Below are 19496 nucleotides of genomic sequence, written 5' to 3'. Positions count from 1 at the left end.
AGCTTCCAGCGTAAACAATTATTGGGATTGCCATAATACATCGACCTTAGCTATTCATCGAGAAGGCGAAGTGGATGTTTGCCATCCACCATGCCCATAAATGGCGGATAAATTGAATAACCCACTAGAGAACGTAATTCTGGTGACAAGGAACGTAGAATATCTTTGTCTAACTCTAACAAGTAGTTTTCTTGCTGCCGCAGAAATGCTTCGCAGTATTGATGGGTAACAGCCAGTCTGGATGAAGTCGATAGGTTTTCACCACCACCATGCCAAGTTGTGCCAAGGAAAAATATAGCCGAGCCTGCGGGCATCACTGCTTTTATGGTTTTTTCAGTGGTTGGAGAGCGTTGTCCATCCCATTCTTGGCTTTTAGGAACAACAACTGTTGCGCCATTTTCTTCAGTAAAATCATCGATAGCCCAAATACTGGCAGCGCCTAAGGCTGGCCTAGGTCTAGGGATTTGATAAAAGGAGTCATCGTAATGAAATGCCTGTTTGCTTTCGCCGGGTAATATATTGATCACCTGACTTTGACTCAGCAGAAAGTTTGGCCTAAACAACAAATCCATTAACCCTAGTATCCTAGGATGGTCAGCCAGACCATCAGTACATCTGGTCTTCCCTAAAACGTTATATAATCTTTGGGTTTTTTCACCCTCAAAATTATTTCTGCCGGTGTGGTTTAATAAAGGAATACATTCTCTTTTTATTTGATCGCATTGACTAGGCGTAAGCAGATTTTCAATAATCACATAACCTTCAGTCATTAAAGTTGTAAAGTCTTGGTTGATTAGTGCAGATTTGCGTTCTGGTGATGGTTGTAACTGTTTGAATGTTCTCGCAAGATCTTTGCCTGTATAGTCTTTAATCGCACCTTCAATTTTCATAATAAAAGCCTCCAACTGTAACTTATAAAAGATGGTTTTAGTCTGTCTATACTAGCCTATCATTGCCATTAGATTTGACCGTATATGTTTTACTAATTGTCTAAGTTAGCTGATTTAGCTAATATCTGAAATGAAAAATGCCAAAATAGAGGTTTTTTATGAAAAGCATAACAGCAACAGAAGCAAAAAATAATTTTGGTGATTTGTTGATGAACGCACAATCGGCACCTATTACCATAACGCGCAATGGCAAAGAACAAGGGGTGTTAGTTTCAGTGAATGAGTATCTAAGGCTTAAACAACACGCTCTTCAAACAGCTATAAGTGATGGCCTTTCTAGTGGTGACGCAGGAATTTTAGATATTGATTCTATAAAAACGCAGGCACGAGCCAGATTTGAGAAATAATCTTGAACGTAAAGTTATCTAAGCTCGCCAAAGAAGATCTCATCGATATATGGTTGTATGGTGAAAATAATTTGGGAGCAATGAGTGCAGATCGGTATCTCGATTCTCTTGATGTTTTTTTACGCTACTTGATTCATTTCCCTGAAAAATTTCCATTGCGACAAGAGTTTCAACCATCTGTTAGATTAGCCCCTTTTAAAAGCCACTTAGTTGTTTATATACATACAGAAAAATACATTCAAATTGTTAGAGTGTTACACCAGAGCATGGATATGCCAAACCAAATATAGCGAAAAATTTTACCTTAGATAGGGGCTTTAGCGTCAGTAACCACCTAAAATATGCAATCAATATTATTATTGAACACCGTAAAAAAGCTCCAAGGTTTTCTTATATTCTGCTAAAGGCGGCATACCCATCTGGGCTCTTAGATGATCTACGCTGTCTTGATTTTGTATTTGGAAAAACACTACTTTACCGCTTATGAAATCTGCTTGTGTACCAAATACCTGACTTTTTCCTTGAGCGATGGACACTTTATCGGTAAATATTGCCACGGCTTCACCACTAATACCTTGTTTATCCATATAAGACTGAATAATAAAAGGCAGCATATTTTGCTGAAAACTTAAGTTGTTTGCATGATTAACTAACTCAAATGCGGCGTTCACACCTTCTTCTGTGACTTGCTCTTTGGTTGGCCAACCTTGTAGTTGCACTATTTCATTCAGAGTTTGAGTGTGTAATTGAGTGATATCAGCTGCTATGTTTTTTAGTACTTCAGAGGCTTTGCTTTTTTGTCTTGCTTGTATTTGTTGGCTTTGTTGGGCCATGTTGAGCAGTTGTTTTTGCAACTCGGGTTTGGTTTGTGCGTTAACAATTGTGGATACTAGTGATAACAGTAAAAGCATATAACGCATTATTTAAAGACTCCGTGGCGAAATGCAGAAGGTGGGCTGTTGTGGTATCTGAGCCATAAGCGACGAAAATACCTAGGGTCGTAAAAACCACAACGTTTTGCCACTTCATTCTATGTTTAAGTGGGTTGAATGTAATAACTGTACTTTTTTATTCAGGTGATTAGGATGTCATAAATCGTCTATTGCGCCTCAATGGCTATTTTACGCTTGAATCGGCTACCAAAGGTATTCATTAATAAGCCTGTTAGCACCAAAAAAGCGCCCATCCATTGAATAGCTGATACAGACTCGTTTAATAATAAGCTAGCTGACGTTAGCCCCACAATAGGCACACCTAATGACAAAGGGGCAACTTGAGAAGTAGGGTAGCGAGACAGTAAATAGCTCCACGATCCGTAACCTAAAATAGTAGCAAATACCGCAAGGTAAATGAGCGATGCCATAGACTGCCAGCTGAAACTCACTAAACTGTCGATGATTATCTCTGGGCCTTCAAACCACAAACTACAAATAAAAAACGGGATAGGCGGTACCCAAGCACTCCAAATAATTAAATTCACGTTGGCTTTATAACCACGGTTACTGATGGTCCGGTTACAGATATTGCCCATAGCCCAACTTGCTGCACCAGCCATGGTTAAACCAAAACCTATGGCTGTCATAGTGGTGGTATCGTGGCTAAACGCAATGAGACTTAAGCCCGATATTGCGACAATAATAGCTAACAGCTGATAACCTTTTATGGCTTCTTTTAAAATTAAAAAGGCAAATAACAAGGTAAACAAGGCTTGTGATTGTAATGCCAAGGAGGCTAACCCTGCGGGCATACCAAATTTCATGGCACTAAATAAAAAAGCAAACTGCAAAAAACTAATAGGTATGGCATAAGCTACCCACCAAACAAAAGGAATGTCAGGGCGTTTAAAAAATAACGAGCCAATACTGGCCACCAATAAAAACCGCAAACCACCCATTAATAAAGGCGGCATGCCTTCAAGGCCCCAGGCGATAACCACAAAGTTAACACCCCATAACACCACTATACTTAGGGCAATTAACATATCTTTGTTCGACACTTATTTATCCTCTTTTCTTTCTACTTATTCTTTAGTGAACCGCTACAATTAACGCCGACATTGCAGGAAAGGCCTTGCCACAAAATGGGCCTCCGAGGCTAAAAAAAATCTTTCGTCAGTGAGTTTCGGATAATCAAGACAATTACATGGACAACCATCGTAAGTATTCGCCTCTGTCGTTGTTCTGCAAATTGCTATATAAGCAACATTATTACCATTAAGAATGGAACTGAATGACATAGGATAGTAGGGCATTGGCGAACAATGTCCTTTGATGGAATAAAAAAATAAGGGTCTACTTTTAGTAAATATTTATAGAATGGCATTAGCATTGGTTTAATCCAAACTTGAAATAAATAGCCACTTACAGCAATGACTTGTGCTTGGATTAATATCAAAAATAAATCAAGACCAACGGCATCAATAAACAGGCCACCAATATTGTTGCTGTCTTCCATTTCCCTTTTTTTATATCCATTATTAATCTCTATTTTAAAAAGCTAATAATTTAAGGAAAATATCCTTCCACACAGATTAAATCAAATACCTTCTTTGCGCCACTGTGGTATTTCAAAGAAAATTTATGTAAAACTCATGCGATGGCTGGCCTATTAAAATGTATTTTACAGATTTAAGGTTAATAATTCGGTGTGGCAAGGTGAACTGATAATAAGGAATATATGCGCTACTACATATTGATATTTTGCTTTTTAATTCTAGGGTGTTCCAGAGAACCTTATCAATTCGCTACTATTGACACTTATTCTTTGGAATACCAAGTTTTAGGGAATAGTAATACTTGTTTTGCTTTATTTGAAGCGGGCGCAGGATTCGACCTTGAAACTTTTGACCCTATATTCAACAAGCTATCTGAAAATTGCACTGTTATTCGTTATTCACGAGTAGGTCAAGGGCTCTCGTCTCAACTCAATACCAAGCTGAGTACTAAAAACTATGCCGAAATAGCCAAAAAATTATTAGATCACTTACATATACAACAACCTGTGGTTTTTGTTGGGCATTCATATGGCGGAATGATTGCTAGGCACTTTGCGGATATGTATCCAAGTAACACTAGAGCACTACTACTGATTGATCCTGGTACAAGATGGGAACGTGAGATCATAGCCAAGATTGATCCCACTGTAGTAGAAGCGGAAATCCAATTTTTGAAGGCTATGGGCAGACGCATGACAGAAGAAAAGCCTAGGCCAGATGGTTTAAAGAATGAATTACGGGATTTATGGCTTACATCCCCTCTACCAGACTTTGCTGATATTGGTGATATCAAGGTAACAGTGTTAGCCAGTGTTCAGGCTATGGGGGATGAATTAGTATTAGGCAGTCTTGAAGCTATGAAAATTAGAGCAAAAATGCTTGAGTCTTGGGTTAATGAATTTCCGCAAGGGCAATTTGTGTCTACCAGCCAAAGTGGCCATTTTATTCACCTTGATGAGCCAGAATTAGTCATTTCTGAATTTCAAAAAATTCTTTAAGGTTTTTTTATATTCTGACAGTGAGTTTGTTGCTTGTGAGCAGAATATTTATCTAGCCACCCATAATGAATATTTATCTAGCCACCCATAATTGGATTTTGAGACTAACCCAAAGATTCAATATCGATTTTCAGCGTGAAAATGGCTTGGATTGAGTGAAAGATGGAGGATGAGGATTAGTTTCAGCCTATTTGGTGGGAATAATAGGTATTTAACGGGATTGTGGGCACAACTGTACCTTTTCGATAATTGTTGGTTGGTTTCTTGAGGTTATGCGCAGTGTAGCAATGTTTTTGCTTTACCCATGCCTCGAATACGTTGATGGCCTGTGTGCGCTTTGAACTGGTTCATCATCATTTCTGCTCCTGCAGCATAACAAAAATGCTTTTCAAACTCAGTGGTGAGGGTGAGCCATTGTTCGTCTGATAGGCCTAACCTTTGTAAGATGGGTTGTTGTTGATGGTCAATATGGCCTGCTTTGTCATTTCTGATTATTCTGCCTGTTATATCCACTAACTCACAATAGTCTTTGAGTGAGAAAGCGATGCCTTTTGGCATATCTTGTCTGGGGTTACCGACAAAAGACATCAGTGAATGTGTTGTGATGGGGCCTTTTATCGATTCTAAGCGTTTTTTAATACTGGTGTGATTTGAGGTTTCTGGGGTATCCGCTATCTTGGTTCGAATGGGGTTAAGGTCAACATAGGCCATACAGGACAGTAATGCGGCGTCATCTAATAAAGCCTGTGATTTAAACCGTCCTTCCCAGAACCTGCCTGTGCAGTCATCCTCTTTATTGGCTTCTCGGGCAATATGTTCATTCAGGTTACCCATCAACCAGCTAATATCATGTAAGCGTTTGCGATACTCGATTATGGTGTCATCTAAGGTGAGTTGTTGACTTTGGCTTAACGTATCTCCCCTGACAAACATATGAGTGAGCAATGTGCCTTTATGTAGGCGGTGCCAGCGCTCAATCACTTCACTATCTGTCCAAGCCATCACTTGTTGCACATCTACATGTAACACCACATGCACATGATTACTCATCACAGCATAAGCACATATATCAATTGAAAATATTGAAGATAGAAACAACAACCGCTCTTCAACCCATTCACGGCGATGTTCATAACTTTGACCTGAATAACTATCCACACCGCACAAAAAAGAACGCCGTACACAGCGGGAAACACAATGGTAATAAGGGGTATCTGATAAACAAATTTGACTATTACGTGGCTGGGGCATGACATCAATCCTTTGATTTATTTCTTAATCAAAGCCTAGCTCGTCTTTATATTTAGTCAAATTGTTATGGGTGGCTTAATAAATCGGCTTAATAAATCGCTGCTCTTATTTTTTGCTGTTGACCATATTTACAGGATAAATATGGAACAGCTTTAGCTGGCCTGAAAGGTAAAGTGCAGAACGCACTTTATAAAATAAGTAATTGGCTAGAAAGGATTTGAGTCAAAACCATCTTGGATGATGGAGCATAACGTTCTTTTATATTTCAAGCAGCGCTAAAGCTTACCGCCCTCCCTAGCTTCCTTCAAACAAAATCATCGGTTTTACCTACTGAGAGTTTTAGATTACTTTATTGCTAATTAATGTGGATGTTCTGTTAATCCTGTACCAGTTTTATAATGTTAATATAAAGTAATGATTTGCAAACTAATTACTTTTTGAGATCCAATTTTGCTTGATTACCCATAATTTGTTAAGTTTGCGGCTTAATCGCACCTTTTTCGGTGTCTCTTGAAGGTAAATATAGATCGAAGTCTAATCAATGGAGCTCATTAATAAATTGGAAAAAACCATCTTTACACAACCACAAATGCAAACATTTCATAAACGCAAAATTACCTGCGCCGTATTACTTGCCATGGCCAGTGTGCCAGTTATTGCAGCCGAATCAACTGCACCAGAAGTTAAAAATAATAAAATAGAAACAATTGAGGTTACCGCGACTAAACGAACCGAATCCATCCAGGATATTCCGGTTTCGGTCTCTGCGTTAAACGGTAGCAGTCTGGAAAACCTGGGAATTGATAATTTTCAGGACTATGTTGAATTTTTACCTAATGTTGTGTTTCAGGGCACAGGACCTGGCCAAAATGAAATTTACATTCGTGGTGCTGCCACCACCCAAGCTAATATTGCACTGTCATCCGTAACAGCGTTACAACCGTCAGTTGCTTTTTATCTGGATGAACAGCCGGTTTCTATGCAGGGCCGAAATCTGGATATATATGCCACCGATATGGAACGGGTTGAAGTATTGCCTGGGCCACAGGGCACTTTGTTTGGCGCCAGCTCTCAATCAGGCACCGTGCGCATGATCACCAAAAAACCCGATCACAGCGGTGTGAGTGGAGGATTTGATAGCAGCGTTAGTTTCACACGTGGTGGTGAAATGAGTAACTCCGTTGAAGCCTATTTTAATTTACCCGTAAGTGATGATACGGCCATTCGGGCTGTTGTCTACAATCAACACCAGGGCGGTTGGATTGATAACGTTTTAAATGAGCCTGGCACTGGCAATGGCAGTTATCAAAGTAGCGCCGTAGTCATTGACCGTGTGTCTAATGGCCCGTTGGCCGATCCTACTAACACACCAACAATATCCCCTAAAAATGATGCCTTGGTAGAAGATGACTTTAACGATGCAACCTATAGCGGTGTACGCTTTGGTGTGCATCATAACTTTAATGAAGACTGGTCATTGCTGGTGCAGCATACTGCGCAGACACTGAACACCGATGGGGTTTTCTCATACGATCCTAACCTTGAAGGGGAAAGTTCCACTAACAGGTTTGTACCGGAAGACAATCAGGATGAATTTGGTTTAACCACTTGGACCTTAGAAGGCCGTCTGGCTAAGTTAGATGTCGTTTATACCGGCGGCTACCTAGACCGAAATATCGATTCGACTATTGATTATACGGGTTATACAAATGCCGGTTTGTTTTCGGCTTTTTATACTTGTGAATACTCCAGCGCGGATCCCGCCGATCAATATTGTGCTGATCCTACCAAATGGTACAAAGAAAAAACTGAAACGTCCCGTAATACCCACGAGCTGCGTTTCAATACGTCAACCGATAACTCTTGGCGTGTAACGGCCGGGGTCTTTTATGACGACCAGACTCTTGCCTCTGTGGGCAAATTTAAGATGGCTAATACTGAACTGTTCCCGGATCTGAGCACAGTCTTAAAAGGTCAAGATGGCATTAACAGTGATGGCGGCCCATATTCATCGGAAGTCAGTTTTGTTAATGATGTCAATCACCAGATTAAACAGGTCGCGGTATTTGGCCAGGCTGAATATGATCTAACCGATTCCGTTACCGCTACCCTTGGGGCCCGTTGGTATCAAATTGAAGATATCTATAAAGGCTCCACCAGCACAGTGGATGTTAGCAGCAGGGTGAAGGCCTTTGGCACGCAAGATGAAGGTTTGTTAGAAAGTGCGCTGCTTGAAACTGATAAAAATGATAGTGTAGAAGCTGTCATGGCCGCCATCGACAGTGGCCAACTAGAAGTGGACTTACTGGATGGCGATGGAGTACTGACGGTTGATGATGTGATTTATAAGGCCTCAGTGGACTGGAAAGTAAATGACGATGTATTGTTGTTTACCACCTACTCAGAGGGCTTCAGACCACCAGTTACCAACCGTGTAGGTGGCGGTAAGGCGACCAGTAATGAGGGGGCTTTCGAGAATTTCCGTATTCCGGTTTATTCCACCACAGATACCCTGAAAAATTATGAAGTGGGTATGAAGGGGGATTTCTTCGATGGTGTTTTACGGGTTAACGCAACTGGGTATTATTCAGAAATAACGGATCTGCAAACCTCACGCTACGACCCCACCAATATCAGTTTTCTACAGTTTGCAGATAATGTCGGGGATGCTGAAATTAGAGGGATCGACGGCGATATCACCTGGTTAGCCACGGATGATTTGGTGATTAACGGTGCTTTTAGCTTGATCGATAGTGAATTAACCCGCTTAAATGACGAGTTACAAGGTATCGCGCCGCCAGTTGGCAGCAAATTACCCTACTCAGCAGATTTGTCGGCTAATGTACGTGCCCGCTACTATTTTCAATTACCCAATGGCTGGGATGGATTTGTTAATGGTTCGCTGAGCTATACCGGCGATCGCCTGGCTGGCATGAACATGGGCGCATATGCCCTTGAAGATGCCACCAACTTAATTTACGGTACAGGGACGGGCTTGTCTATTGAACGTGAAGCCGATGTATACTCTGGGGTAAATTATCCGGACCGCAATGGTGAAGACTTTGCTGGTGGTCGTTATATCCAAGATAGTTATGTACTGGGAAATGTATCCGTTGGTGTTAATCACGACGGATGGAAAGTTGAGTTGTATGTTGATAACGTCACCGATGAACATGCGGTGTTATATATCGACAACCAACAATATACACCTAAAGTTGTCACCAACAGACCCCGTACAGTGGGTATGAGAATGTCGTACGATTTTTATTAACTAATGGCATCTATACCTAAAACCATTGAAGTTGCAGCCAACAAAGCTGCAGTTTCAAGGGATAAGGTATTGACTGTATAATATTAAAGGCGAGCCATTATTGGCTCGCCTTTTTTTATTAAACTAAACAATTACATATACATCCATCGTAAGAATGACTATACATTTATCGCCTAATTCCAGATTTTATTTCGGACAATATCTCGGTGAGGGATTGTGTAGTAAATCCTGTTTTTTCTGCATTTTCTAGCTTGTTGTTGATGAATTCATCTCTTCTTGCTCGACGAATAAGGTCGTTTACTAATTCGCTTTTATTAGAGTATTCGCCTCTTTCGTTGACATGCTCGCGCAACCATTCGTCGTTTTTATCTGTTAATGAAATACTCGGTCTTGGCATTTTTAATTACTCATAATTAGCTTCTCTGGTGTGATTTTAATCCAGAAGCGTTAAAGCATTTAATTTAATGCACTTTGTTGATTGTTATTGTGATGACTATCCTTTTGGGGAAAAGCAGTGACTAGTAAATAGATACTAGTTAAAAGCAAAAGACAAAAGCTTCTGATCACAAAGGACACAGCGAAAAGAAAATTACGAATTCGCTAAAAAGATATATTTAGCACTCTGATGTGGCTTAATAAATCTGACGGGCAGTAATGGACTTAGTTCCTTTCCCCAATAATAACTATATTTTTATGTGCTTTTCCTCCGTGATCTCTGTGCCCTCTGTGGTTCAATATCTGTTGCTTTTAATTACTCCCGAGCTTTCCGCTTTGACCAAATGTTTTTTTTGCGAAGTATTGCAATTTAGCTACTTCGCCATTACCACTTCCGTTACTGGGGATAACGATGTTTAAGACCAGCGTAAACTTTATCACTGTAATCACTCAGGTTAATATCAAGACTGCTTAACACATCCACTAAATGTTCATTATCTTCACGGCCATTCCAGATTTTTTGGTAAGTGCCTGCTTTATAACCATGATCTTGTCGGAAGAAATTAAGCACGTTTTTACCTACGTATTGACGGTACAACTCGTCTGAGTCCATTTCGGCTTGTTCAACTATCTTCAGAAACAAGGGCACATCGAAACGTTTGGCGGCGCATAGGCCTGCCATTAACTCTAAGTTGTCGAGAATGTCTTGTTTGGTGAATTCATAGTCTTTGCCATCAAAAGTCACTTGGCTGCGGTTAGAGGCAAGTTGCTCAGCTATGGTGTTGGCAGATTGTTGAATATCGCCCTTAAAACCAATGATGATGTCCGATAAGGCAAAGTGCCAAATATCAACCAGTTCCATTTGTAACTGAGGTAAGTCTTTTTGCTGGGCTTTCCACCATTTCCAGCCGTGGTGCTCAATGCCTTCTACCGACTCAATCATGGCGGCCCGTAGATAAGCGTAACCTGCGTTGAGCCAATCAGGGTTAACCTTTTTGTTCATGCCGTCTTGCAGGGATAACATAGTGGCGAGTTGGGTTGAGCTGAGCATAGTGTTGGTTGTCCTTTGTTTTTTAGTGTTATTTCTTGTGGTGATTTTTTACATTATTTTTTATAAAGAGTCTTAAATTCTTGAATAAGACTTATACGTTGTTGTTCAGTTTGTTCTTTAATGGCTTTACCTAGGTAACCTTTGGCGACTATGGCTTTGATGTCGACTTTTGCTGCCGCCTCGTATGCCTGCCAAATATACTCGGCGTTTTTGTATTCGCAGTTTTCAAAGGTTGTTCTGCCTCTAGCATCGGCTTTACAGCTAAGTAAAAAGTCGGCGAACCTTTGTGGTTTGCGCCATACGTCACAACGATTCAACATGCCCAGTATCGTACTGGCTTTTAGTTCGAAGGCATTATGCACATGAGTGTGATATTCGCTGACCATTAAACCGAGTTCGCGGCAGTCGTTAGGAGCTTTTAAGCGATCGCAGAGAGTGTTGATTGCCTCAAGCCCGATCTTTTCATGACCTCGATGAGATGGCCAGCTTTCAGGCGGTGTCAGCCCTTTACCTAAGTCATGCACTAGCGCTGCGAATCGCACAATAAGCTTGTCTGAAAGTTTCACTGCTTGCTGCAACACCATCATAGTATGAATGCCGGTATCAATTTCAGGATGCCACTTGGGTGGGTTAGGTATACCCCAAAGTACATCTAACTCAGGAAACCAAACGGCTAGTGCGTTACAGGCTCTAAGGTTTTCAAAATAGATTTCAGGATGGTCTTCTAACAAGCTACGTGCGGTTTCTTGCCACACACGCTCTGCACTTAGGGCAGTGAGTTCGCCATTGGCGACTATGGTTTGCATCAAAGTTAAAGTTTCTGGTGCGATCCTAAACCCCAGACTGTGATAACGGGCCGCAAAGCGGGCGACACGCAAAACACGCAGAGGATCTTCAACAAAAGCGGCAGATACATGACGTAGTAGTTTGTCTTTAAGATCTTGTTGGCCGTTGTAGGGGTCGATTATATTGCCTTGATCATCCATCGCCATGGCGTTGATGGTTAAGTCGCGGCGTAACAAATCTTCTTCAAGGGTGACTTCGCTCGAGGCATCACAACTAAAACCGTTATAACCTGCGCCTATTTTACGTTCAATACGGGCAAGGGCATATTCTTCTTTGGTTTTGGGGTGCAAGAATACCGGAAAGTCAGCGCCAACAGCTTGATAACCTTGGGCTAACATTTGTTCTGGGGTGCTGCCTACCACTACCCAATCTTGGTCTTTTATTGGGCGACCAAGTAACTTGTCGCGCACTGCGCCACCCACTAAATAAGTTTGCATAAAATCTTAGAATGTTTCATTGAGGGTATTATGCCTTAGACCTAATACCAATCACATTAAAATAACCAAAGTCTCTTTGACAATATCTTGCTAACTGGTTAGTTTAGTTTGCAAAATTAAACTGTATTTTTTCACGGACTGTTCAGCCTAACTTATGTATCTCAGCTATTTTGGATTATCCGATAATCCGTTTTCTATTGCGCCCAATCCTGACTATTTGTATATGAGTCCTCGTCATAAAGAAGCTTTGGCTCACTTGATTTTTGGACTACGTGAAAGTGGTGGTTTTGTGATGTTAACGGGTGAAGTTGGCACAGGCAAAACCACAGTGTCGCGCAAACTTATGCAGCAATTACCCGAAAACACCCAAGTTGCTATGATTTTGAATCCTACTTTATCTGCGCTAGAGCTGCTCGGTACAATTTGCAATGAGTTAGGTATTGAATACAAACGTAAACATGCCAGCCTAAAGTATTTTACCGACCAAATTCTCGCCAAGTTGGCCAATAATCATGATCATGGTGTGAATACAGTGTTGATTATTGATGAAGCGCAGCATCTATTGCCCGAAGTATTAGAACAACTTAGGTTACTGACCAATCTAGAAACCAATCGTGAAAAGCTGCTTAAAGTGGTGTTGATTGGCCAGCCTGAATTACAGCAATTATTAAAACGTAATGAATTGCGTCAATTAGCCCAGCGTATTACTGCTCGTTATCACCTTTTGCCTTTAAGCTCTTCTGAAGTAGGTGCTTATATTGGGCATAGGTTAAGTGTGGCCAATGGTGACATTAGTGTGTTTTCTAAGGCGACTATTCGAGCGGCATTTGATATTACTGGGGGGATCCCAAGGGTCATCAACTTGTTGTGTGATAGAGCGTTAACCTTAACTTTTACTAAACAAATGCCTGTTGTTCCGCAACATGTTTTTATTGCCGCAGCACAACAAATTCTAGGGGAAGATGTAGTGCAGCAGCGCCGGGGGAAACGCTGGACTTACACCTTGTTAGCACTATTTTTAGGCGCGGCCGTACTTGGATTTGCGATAGGTCGACTCAATGCTTAAACAAATAGATATTCATGATTTACGGGCGGGCATGGTGATTGTGCGGATCACCGCACAAAATGGACCAGTCAAGATTAAGAAATCAGGGTTAGTTACTAGCCAAGATATGGTGCAAGGTTTGATTGAAATGGGTATTCAACAAGTGGAAGTTGATCCTGACCAAACCGTTGAACTAGAAGCAGAAGCGCCAAAGATTAAAAAATCTGCGACTCGCAGAATGCTCGAGAGCAATAAGGTTACCAGTACCCGAAACAACGATGGTTTGTCAGATCAATATCATCGCAGTTTGTTTTTACCTTCTGTTCAAGATATGCCCTCGGCTTGGCAGTACTATAGCAAACGTTATTTATTCGCGGCCTTTATCGCTTTAGGTGGTTTGGGTTTTGGTTGGACTTTGGCCAATTATCAGAGCGTTTTAGGCTTATTTAGCTCACAAGATGAGATGCCAAGAGTGAGTGTGCCAATTCCAGCTCTAACTTCGAGTAGTCAGGTGAGTGAGCAACAGACTGATGATGTTAAGCCATTAAAACAAGTGGCTAATCCCCAAGATACAAACGCCAACAAAATTGCATCGGTTGCTGTACAACAAGTCGCGGTTTCAGAAAAGGCTAAACAACCTTCTGAGCCAAGTGATATAGAGCAAACAATTACAGCACCATCAGCACCGGTATCAAAGCCTGAGCCTGAGTCTGAGCCGCAAATTTCTGCTGATGTATTAGCACGATTTAAAAAAGCCATCACCGAGGTGGAAGACTCGCCACCACCACCACCACCTGTTAAAAGTGTATCCAACAGCAAAGAAGTACCTAGAATTGACCAGCTTCCTCCTTGGGTGATGACAAGATTACCCAGTATGGCTTTTTCAGCACATATGTATGCATCTGTTGATTCAGAGAGGTGGGTCAGAGTCAACGGCACTCGAATGGTTGAAGGCGATAAAATTGATGGCCTGATTGAAATTGTTCGTATCGAGCCACAGCACGTTATCTTAAATTTCTCTGGGCAAACGTTTTCTATGGCGGCTTTAACTGATTGGTAGCTAACCCAAACAGCGGTTAATGAAATGCTCAATTCAATAATAGCAACCCCAGTAAACGAGGTTTAAATAAACCTACTCTGGGTTACTCCAATTTGATAAAAACGACTAATTGCAAACTGTCAGATAGGCTTTGATGCACTGTAACTTAGGCTATCCAACCTTTAACCTTGGCGTTAATTGTCAGCCAAACTAGAAATAGTGCAATGACTATCACCAACATTGGCATGATAGCGCCACCTGGACCAAATACCTCGTATGAGTTTGTGAGAATAAATGCATGAAACATCTGCACTAATACGCCAATCAAGGAAATCAACAAAATTGGTAGCGCTATGGCCTTTTTAAAGACTAAAGCAATACAGCCTAAAGCCCCACCAAATACTGCACAACCAAAGGCAATATTCACCCAAAGTGGAATATCTTGATATAACATTTGTTGCTTTTCTGGCAGTGCAGCAATTTGTTCTGCTGTCATAGTCATTTGCATAATAAAAGCCATGGCACCCATAAGGTTCCATATAGCTAATACAACGGCCAAAATTAAAAACCACTTGGGCGTTGTTGTTGTGTGATCAATGGTGTCGTTCATGTATTTTCTCTGGTTATTTTATTAACTTATATCAATGTTAACAAACTGTTAAATTTAAGGCGAGTTTGCTTTTTTAGTGTCTGAATAGCAGTTTGAAGGTATTCTCTACTTTTTCCAGACTTTATAACCTTAGGTAAATTTGATGAGTGTTTTGGGTTCAGCTGTAATTTTTTTAGCCGCAACTGTGATTGCGGTACCTATTTTTAAAAAGTTTAAATTAGGCGCTATTTTAGGTTATTTGGTTGCTGGGTTAGTGATTGGCCCACAAGTTATGAATTGGGTGAATGATCCTCAGACCATATTACATTTTGCTGAACTCGGGGTGGTGTTACTGCTGTTTGTGATTGGCTTAGAGTTACAACCCGAAAAACTCTGGGGAATGCGCAATCAAATTTTATTTACTGGTGGCGGACAATTTCTGATAAGTGCCTGCATCATAGGTTTAATTTCGCATTTTGTGATGGATTTTTCCTGGGTTATTTCCTTAGTGATAGGTTTGTCACTGGCTTTGTCGTCTACCGCCTTTGCTGTGCAGTTAATGACAGAACATCGCATTCTTAAATCGCCACCGGGTCAACAGGGTTTTTCTATTCTATTAATGCAAGATTTAGCGGTTATTCCTATCTTGTTGTTAATCGAACATCTCTCAACCACAAGCAATAATGCTGGGCCACCTTGGTGGATTGGTGTGTTAGCAATAGTGACAGTCTTAGCTGTAGGGCGTTATTTAACTAATCCGTTTTTACGACTAGTGTCTAAATATGGTAGCGGGGAAGTGATGACTGCCGCGGCGTTACTTATTGTTATGGCGACTGCAATAGGGATGGAGGAAGCTGGGTTATCCATGGGTATGGGGGCATTTGTAGCCGGAATGTTACTCGCTAATTCTAGTTTCAGACATCAGCTAGAAACCGAAATCGAACCATTCAAAGGTTTATTATTAGGCTTGTTTTTTATTGCTATAGGTATGAACTTAGACTTAAGTATTTTGATGGCAGAACCAGTGTTTATTATTTCGGCCAGCTTAATATTAGTGTTAATTAAAACCTTGATTATTTTCGCAGTGCTTAAGTTAGCCAAACAGCACAATACCGATGCTTGGCGGGTGGGATTGATGTTATCCCAAGGGGGGGAGTTTGCTTTTGTGGTGATGGCACAAGCAGCGACTAATGGAATAATACCCGTGCAAATTAGTAGTGAAGTGACATTAATTGTAGGTGTCTCTATGGCATTAACTGCACCTTTAGTGATTTTGCACAGCTTATGGTTTACCAGTAAAAACTGTCCAGCCGTTTATGACTCTAAAGCGGATTTGAGTGAGCCTGAAGTGCTGATTGCTGGGTTTGGCCGATTTGGTCAGGTTTCTGGCAGGATTTTGGCCGCCAACAATATTCCTTTTACGGCGCTAGATAAAGACGCCGAACATATTGAATTTGTAAGGCAGTTTGGCAATAAAGTATTTTTTGGTGACGCATGTCGATTAGACTTATTGGAGGCCGCAGGCATTGCCCACGCTAAGGTGATTTTGGTGGCAGTCGATGATGAAGATGATGCACTTAAAATTTCCGAGTTAGTCACAGAACATTTCCCTGAAGTTAAGGTTATTGCCAGAGCGAGAAATCGTTTTACGGCAATTAAACTATATAACCTTGGTATTCAAACAAACGTCAGAGAAGTGTTTGCGGGTGGCTTAGAAGCGGCAAATATGCTGCTTCAAGCCTACGGTAAGAGCGACACCGAAGCCAAACATTTGATAGATATCTTTGCCACCCATGATAAGCACTTATTAGATAATACTTTGATGCAAAATATGGATTTTGAAGAACTCATTAAAATCAGCAAACAAGGGCGCTTGGAACTACAACATTTGTTTGAAGAAGATAAACAGAATATGGATTAAGAGTGTGGATTAACCACCAATAGAGGTTCACTTGCGCTAGACTTTACTTATCTGGCATATTTAACATCAGTTTCGAATGAAAACAGGATCTAATATGAAATGCACAGCTTGTAATACTGGAAAACTAAACCCCAGCTTTATCGACGGTTTATTCAGAGCTCACACCTGTTCAGATTGTGGTGGTGATTGGATTTTAATTGAAGATTACGCTGCATGGCGTGAACGGCATCCTGATTATGAATTTGCAAAAGATATCCAATTTGAGGAAGTGGAAGCTGTAGAGAAAAAACAAGCCATATTATGCCCAGTCACGCACACTATTATGCGTAAGTTTAAGATATCAGCGAATAATAGCCATAGACTCGATTACAGTACTGCCATAGGTGGTTTATGGTTAGATAAAGGCGAGTGGGAATTGCTGATCCACGAAGGCTTAGCGGGCAGTCTTAATGCATTAGTGACAGAATCATGGCAACGAAAAATTCGTCAAGACAGTGCTCGAGAACATCTTACAGATATATACCGCGATAGATTTGGCGACGAAGTGTATAACAAAGTAAAAGAAATGCGAGAATGGTTAAAATCACAGCCCCATAAAGCCGATTTACGGGCCTATTTGATGGCTGAAGATCCTTATTCTGCTAAGCGATAAATGTAGTGCCATTAAGTAGCTATATCTGTGGTATTTTTATGGCCGTTTTTTAAGGGTAGGGGTGTCTAAATAGTGCAGTTGTGGCTTCAAGATGATTTATTGTCCAGAAAAGTGCTGGTGCGAAGGGCATTGATTTTTTCTGCAGTGACTTTGTTCGTTTTATTTTTGTTTCAGCCTTTTGGTACTAACAACGATCTTATTTCCTACAAATTTCTGCGACTTGCAGGTTATGGTTTAGTGACGTTTTGTGCTTTATTGTTATCTGGCGCATTAGAGATAGGCTTAACTCGCCTCAAGTTAAAGAGTCATTTCCATCGGTTGCTTATTCCTAGTCTTTATATTGTGATAGTTGCGGTGTTTAATCACAGTTATTTTGTAGTGGCAATGTTGGGCTCTTGGCATTGGCAGAATCAGTTGTTGTTTGTTTTTTATACCTTAGCAATAGGGTTATTTCCTATCTGTTTTATGTTTCTAGTTAATCGTCATTCAGTCACTATCTCGCCACCACAGCAGATTGATCTTGGTCAAACTCAAACTGAAGGCAATCCATCAACCCAAGTTAAACTCATAACCTTAAGCGGTGAAAATAAAGACGATTATGTGCAACTTGCCTTGTCGCATTTATTGTTTATCAAATCTGCGGATAACTATTGTGAGCTTGCTTTACTTGATGGTGATAGTTGCAGCCATAAATTATTGCGCTGCTCCTTAACCAACCTTTTAAAACAGCTGCCGAATAACTTACAGGTGATTCGTTGCCATAGATCTTATGCAGTGAATGTATTATTAGTTAAAGCATGGCAGGGTAATGCTGCTGGTTTGCAATTATCCATGCAGGCAGGTGATGTTGTGGTTCCCGTCTCCCGTACTTATGTGGATGTCATAAAACAGGCTTTGTCATTAGTCCCTAAAGCTTGTTAATCACCCCAGTTTTTTGTTACTAGCCCCTTAAAAACCAGGTTTATCCCTAACTAATCGCTCTTTTGGATTGTGCTGTCATGCTTAGTGTGAATTTTAAATTTCACATTAAGCAGGTATATATGAATCACATAATAAAATCACTAGTGTTATTAACTACCTTTATGTTCTGTCACTATTTGATGAGAGAGTTTTGGGGCGATAGTTGGAGCGACGTTTTACTCAGGTTAGATCAACAATCTTACGTTTTACATACAGTGGCCAAGTATCTATTTATTTACGGACCACTAATATTAGTAGCGACCTTTCTGTTTAAAGAACATCCTTGGTATGACGTTTTAGGCCTTAATGTGGCTGGCTCTCAACATTACTTTTTGGCGGCAGTTGCTTGTTGTATCCCTATGACTTTAGGTTATGCATTTTTAAGTAGCGAGTTAAATCTGTCACTTTCTGCCATCATTACAGGGTCAATATATGCCGGTGTGTTCGAAGAAATTATCTTCAGGGCAGCGTTATTTGGGGTGTTATTTCACTATTGTCGCTGGGGGTTTATACCTGCCGCATTAATTAGCTCGATTATTTTTGGTTTAGGACATATTTATCAAGGCCATGATGTCATATCGGCTGTGATGGCGCTGTCAATAACGGCTATCGCTGGCACTTGGTTTGCGTGGTTATATTGTGAATGTGGATACCGTATTTGGTTTCCAATGTTTATGCATATCTTTATGAACGCAGCATACGGCATATTTGGTATGTCAGGGGGCGCAGCAGGGGACTTAGAAGGTAACCTATTCAAAGCTACCTCAATTATCTTAAGCATTGTTTACGTGTATATGCTGGTTCGTAAAGGTAAGCCTAGGCAAGTAACCTTCGCATCCTTATGGCATAACAATCCCAAAACTAATCCTAACTTAGAACCAACAAAACAAAACACCCACTTGGAGAGCAACTATGTTTGAATTATTTTTAGTTATGATGGCACTGACATCACCGATTTTAATTATTATCTTTGTGCGTAATTATTTTAATTACAAATCAGAGGTCAATCAGAAAATATTAGCACTGCAAAAAGACAGCGATACTGAAGCGGTGATAACCATGCAAGAGAAGGTAGAAGTGCTGGTTGCAAGAGTGATAGTGCTTGAAAAAATTGTGACAGATAGCAAGTTTGATTTGGGGCAGCAAATAAATCAATTATGAATTAAATTTGCAGAGGATAGAAAAAACGGCTCAAAGTGAGCCGTTTTTT

20 protein-coding genes are annotated in these 19496 nt (G+C 40.7%); 11 read left to right on the top strand and 9 right to left on the bottom strand.

Going from position 1 to position 19496, the window contains the following annotated elements:
• Window positions 1–50 precede the first annotated feature (50 nt).
• On the bottom strand, window positions 51–890 hold the full coding sequence (locus GARC_RS05705; protein ID WP_007617705.1) for a phytanoyl-CoA dioxygenase family protein: 840 nt from the start codon (window positions 888–890) through the stop codon (window positions 51–53).
• A gap of 158 nt (window positions 891–1048) precedes the next feature.
• Here GARC_RS05705 and GARC_RS05700 point away from each other — a divergent pair, with 158 nt between their 5' ends.
• Window positions 1049–1297, top strand: a complete 249-nt coding sequence (locus tag GARC_RS05700; protein ID WP_007617703.1) for a type II toxin-antitoxin system Phd/YefM family antitoxin — start codon at window positions 1049–1051, stop codon at window positions 1295–1297.
• A gap of 2 nt (window positions 1298–1299) precedes the next feature.
• Window positions 1300–1587, top strand: coding sequence for a type II toxin-antitoxin system RelE/ParE family toxin (locus tag GARC_RS05695; RefSeq protein WP_007617701.1), 288 nt, complete (start codon window positions 1300–1302; stop codon window positions 1585–1587).
• Between the two features lie 66 nt (window positions 1588–1653).
• Here GARC_RS05695 and GARC_RS05690 read toward each other — a convergent pair whose 3' ends face one another.
• The 3 genes from GARC_RS05690 to GARC_RS05680 form a co-directional block, all read right to left on the bottom strand.
• Window positions 1654–2217 (bottom strand): DUF6624 domain-containing protein, encoded by a 564-nt coding sequence (locus GARC_RS05690; RefSeq protein WP_007617699.1) that lies wholly within the window; start codon window positions 2215–2217, stop codon window positions 1654–1656.
• 179 nt (window positions 2218–2396) lie between these two features.
• Window positions 2397–3293: an O-acetylserine/cysteine exporter gene (locus GARC_RS05685; RefSeq protein ID WP_007617697.1), complete on the bottom strand. Its 897-nt coding sequence runs from the start codon at window positions 3291–3293 to the stop codon at window positions 2397–2399.
• Window positions 3294–3487: 194 nt separating this feature from the next.
• A complete protein-coding gene (locus tag GARC_RS05680; protein ID WP_007617695.1) occupies window positions 3488–3751 on the bottom strand; it encodes a hypothetical protein in 264 nt (87 codons plus the stop codon).
• Between the two features lie 222 nt (window positions 3752–3973).
• Here GARC_RS05680 and GARC_RS05675 point away from each other — a divergent pair, with 222 nt between their 5' ends.
• On the top strand, window positions 3974–4789 hold the full coding sequence (locus tag GARC_RS05675) for an alpha/beta fold hydrolase (protein WP_007617693.1): 816 nt from the start codon (window positions 3974–3976) through the stop codon (window positions 4787–4789).
• 270 nt (window positions 4790–5059) lie between these two features.
• On the opposite strand, the gene GARC_RS05670 is transcribed toward GARC_RS05675, so the two are convergent.
• Complete coding sequence (locus GARC_RS05670; protein WP_007617691.1) at window positions 5060–6040, bottom strand: transposase; 981 nt, start codon at window positions 6038–6040, stop codon at window positions 5060–5062.
• A 589-nt stretch (window positions 6041–6629) separates the two neighbouring features.
• Between GARC_RS05670 and GARC_RS05665 the strand changes: the two genes are divergently transcribed.
• Window positions 6630–9311 carry a TonB-dependent receptor gene (locus tag GARC_RS05665; protein ID WP_039988872.1) on the top strand — a complete coding sequence of 894 codons (2682 nt, stop codon included), beginning with the start codon at window positions 6630–6632 and terminating at the stop codon, window positions 9309–9311.
• Window positions 9312–9477: 166 nt separating this feature from the next.
• On the opposite strand, the gene GARC_RS05660 is transcribed toward GARC_RS05665, so the two are convergent.
• From GARC_RS05660 to GARC_RS05650, 3 genes are all read right to left on the bottom strand, one after another.
• A complete protein-coding gene (locus GARC_RS05660) occupies window positions 9478–9708 on the bottom strand; it encodes a ribbon-helix-helix domain-containing protein (protein ID WP_007617687.1) in 231 nt (76 codons plus the stop codon).
• Window positions 9709–10143: 435 nt separating this feature from the next.
• On the bottom strand, window positions 10144–10797 hold the full coding sequence (locus GARC_RS05655; protein ID WP_007617685.1) for a dUTP diphosphatase: 654 nt from the start codon (window positions 10795–10797) through the stop codon (window positions 10144–10146).
• Between the two features lie 53 nt (window positions 10798–10850).
• Window positions 10851–12080, bottom strand: coding sequence for a multifunctional CCA addition/repair protein (locus GARC_RS05650; RefSeq protein ID WP_007617683.1), 1230 nt, complete (start codon window positions 12078–12080; stop codon window positions 10851–10853).
• 154 nt (window positions 12081–12234) lie between these two features.
• Here GARC_RS05650 and GARC_RS05645 point away from each other — a divergent pair, with 154 nt between their 5' ends.
• Window positions 12235–13146, top strand: coding sequence for an ExeA family protein (locus GARC_RS05645; protein WP_007617681.1), 912 nt, complete (start codon window positions 12235–12237; stop codon window positions 13144–13146).
• Window positions 13139–14185 carry a general secretion pathway protein GspB gene (locus GARC_RS05640; RefSeq protein ID WP_007617679.1) on the top strand — a complete coding sequence of 349 codons (1047 nt, stop codon included), beginning with the start codon at window positions 13139–13141 and terminating at the stop codon, window positions 14183–14185. Before GARC_RS05645 ends, GARC_RS05640 begins: the two co-directional genes overlap by 8 nt.
• Window positions 14186–14330: 145 nt before the next feature.
• Here GARC_RS05640 and GARC_RS05635 read toward each other — a convergent pair whose 3' ends face one another.
• A complete protein-coding gene (locus tag GARC_RS05635) occupies window positions 14331–14774 on the bottom strand; it encodes a hypothetical protein (protein WP_039988856.1) in 444 nt (147 codons plus the stop codon).
• A gap of 142 nt (window positions 14775–14916) precedes the next feature.
• Between GARC_RS05635 and GARC_RS05630 the strand changes: the two genes are divergently transcribed.
• From GARC_RS05630 to GARC_RS05610, 5 genes are all read left to right on the top strand, one after another.
• Complete coding sequence (locus GARC_RS05630) at window positions 14917–16674, top strand: monovalent cation:proton antiporter-2 (CPA2) family protein (protein ID WP_007617675.1); 1758 nt, start codon at window positions 14917–14919, stop codon at window positions 16672–16674.
• A gap of 94 nt (window positions 16675–16768) precedes the next feature.
• Entirely contained in the window at window positions 16769–17326 is a 558-nt protein-coding gene (locus GARC_RS05625; RefSeq protein WP_007617673.1) for a TFIIB-type zinc ribbon-containing protein, read from the top strand.
• Window positions 17327–17398: 72 nt separating this feature from the next.
• Window positions 17399–18247, top strand: coding sequence for a LytTR family DNA-binding domain-containing protein (locus GARC_RS05620; RefSeq protein WP_007617671.1), 849 nt, complete (start codon window positions 17399–17401; stop codon window positions 18245–18247).
• Between the two features lie 119 nt (window positions 18248–18366).
• A complete protein-coding gene (locus tag GARC_RS05615; protein ID WP_039988871.1) occupies window positions 18367–19206 on the top strand; it encodes a CPBP family intramembrane glutamic endopeptidase in 840 nt (279 codons plus the stop codon).
• A complete protein-coding gene (locus tag GARC_RS05610) occupies window positions 19199–19447 on the top strand; it encodes a hypothetical protein (RefSeq protein ID WP_007617666.1) in 249 nt (82 codons plus the stop codon). Before GARC_RS05615 ends, GARC_RS05610 begins: the two co-directional genes overlap by 8 nt.
• Window positions 19448–19496: the final 49 nt, after the last annotated feature.

This window comes from Paraglaciecola arctica BSs20135 (genome assembly GCF_000314995.1).
Lineage (GTDB): Bacteria > Pseudomonadota > Gammaproteobacteria > Enterobacterales > Alteromonadaceae > Paraglaciecola > Paraglaciecola arctica.
Note: the sequence above shows the minus strand (reverse complement) of the source record. Positions and strands in the feature narration are given on the sequence as shown.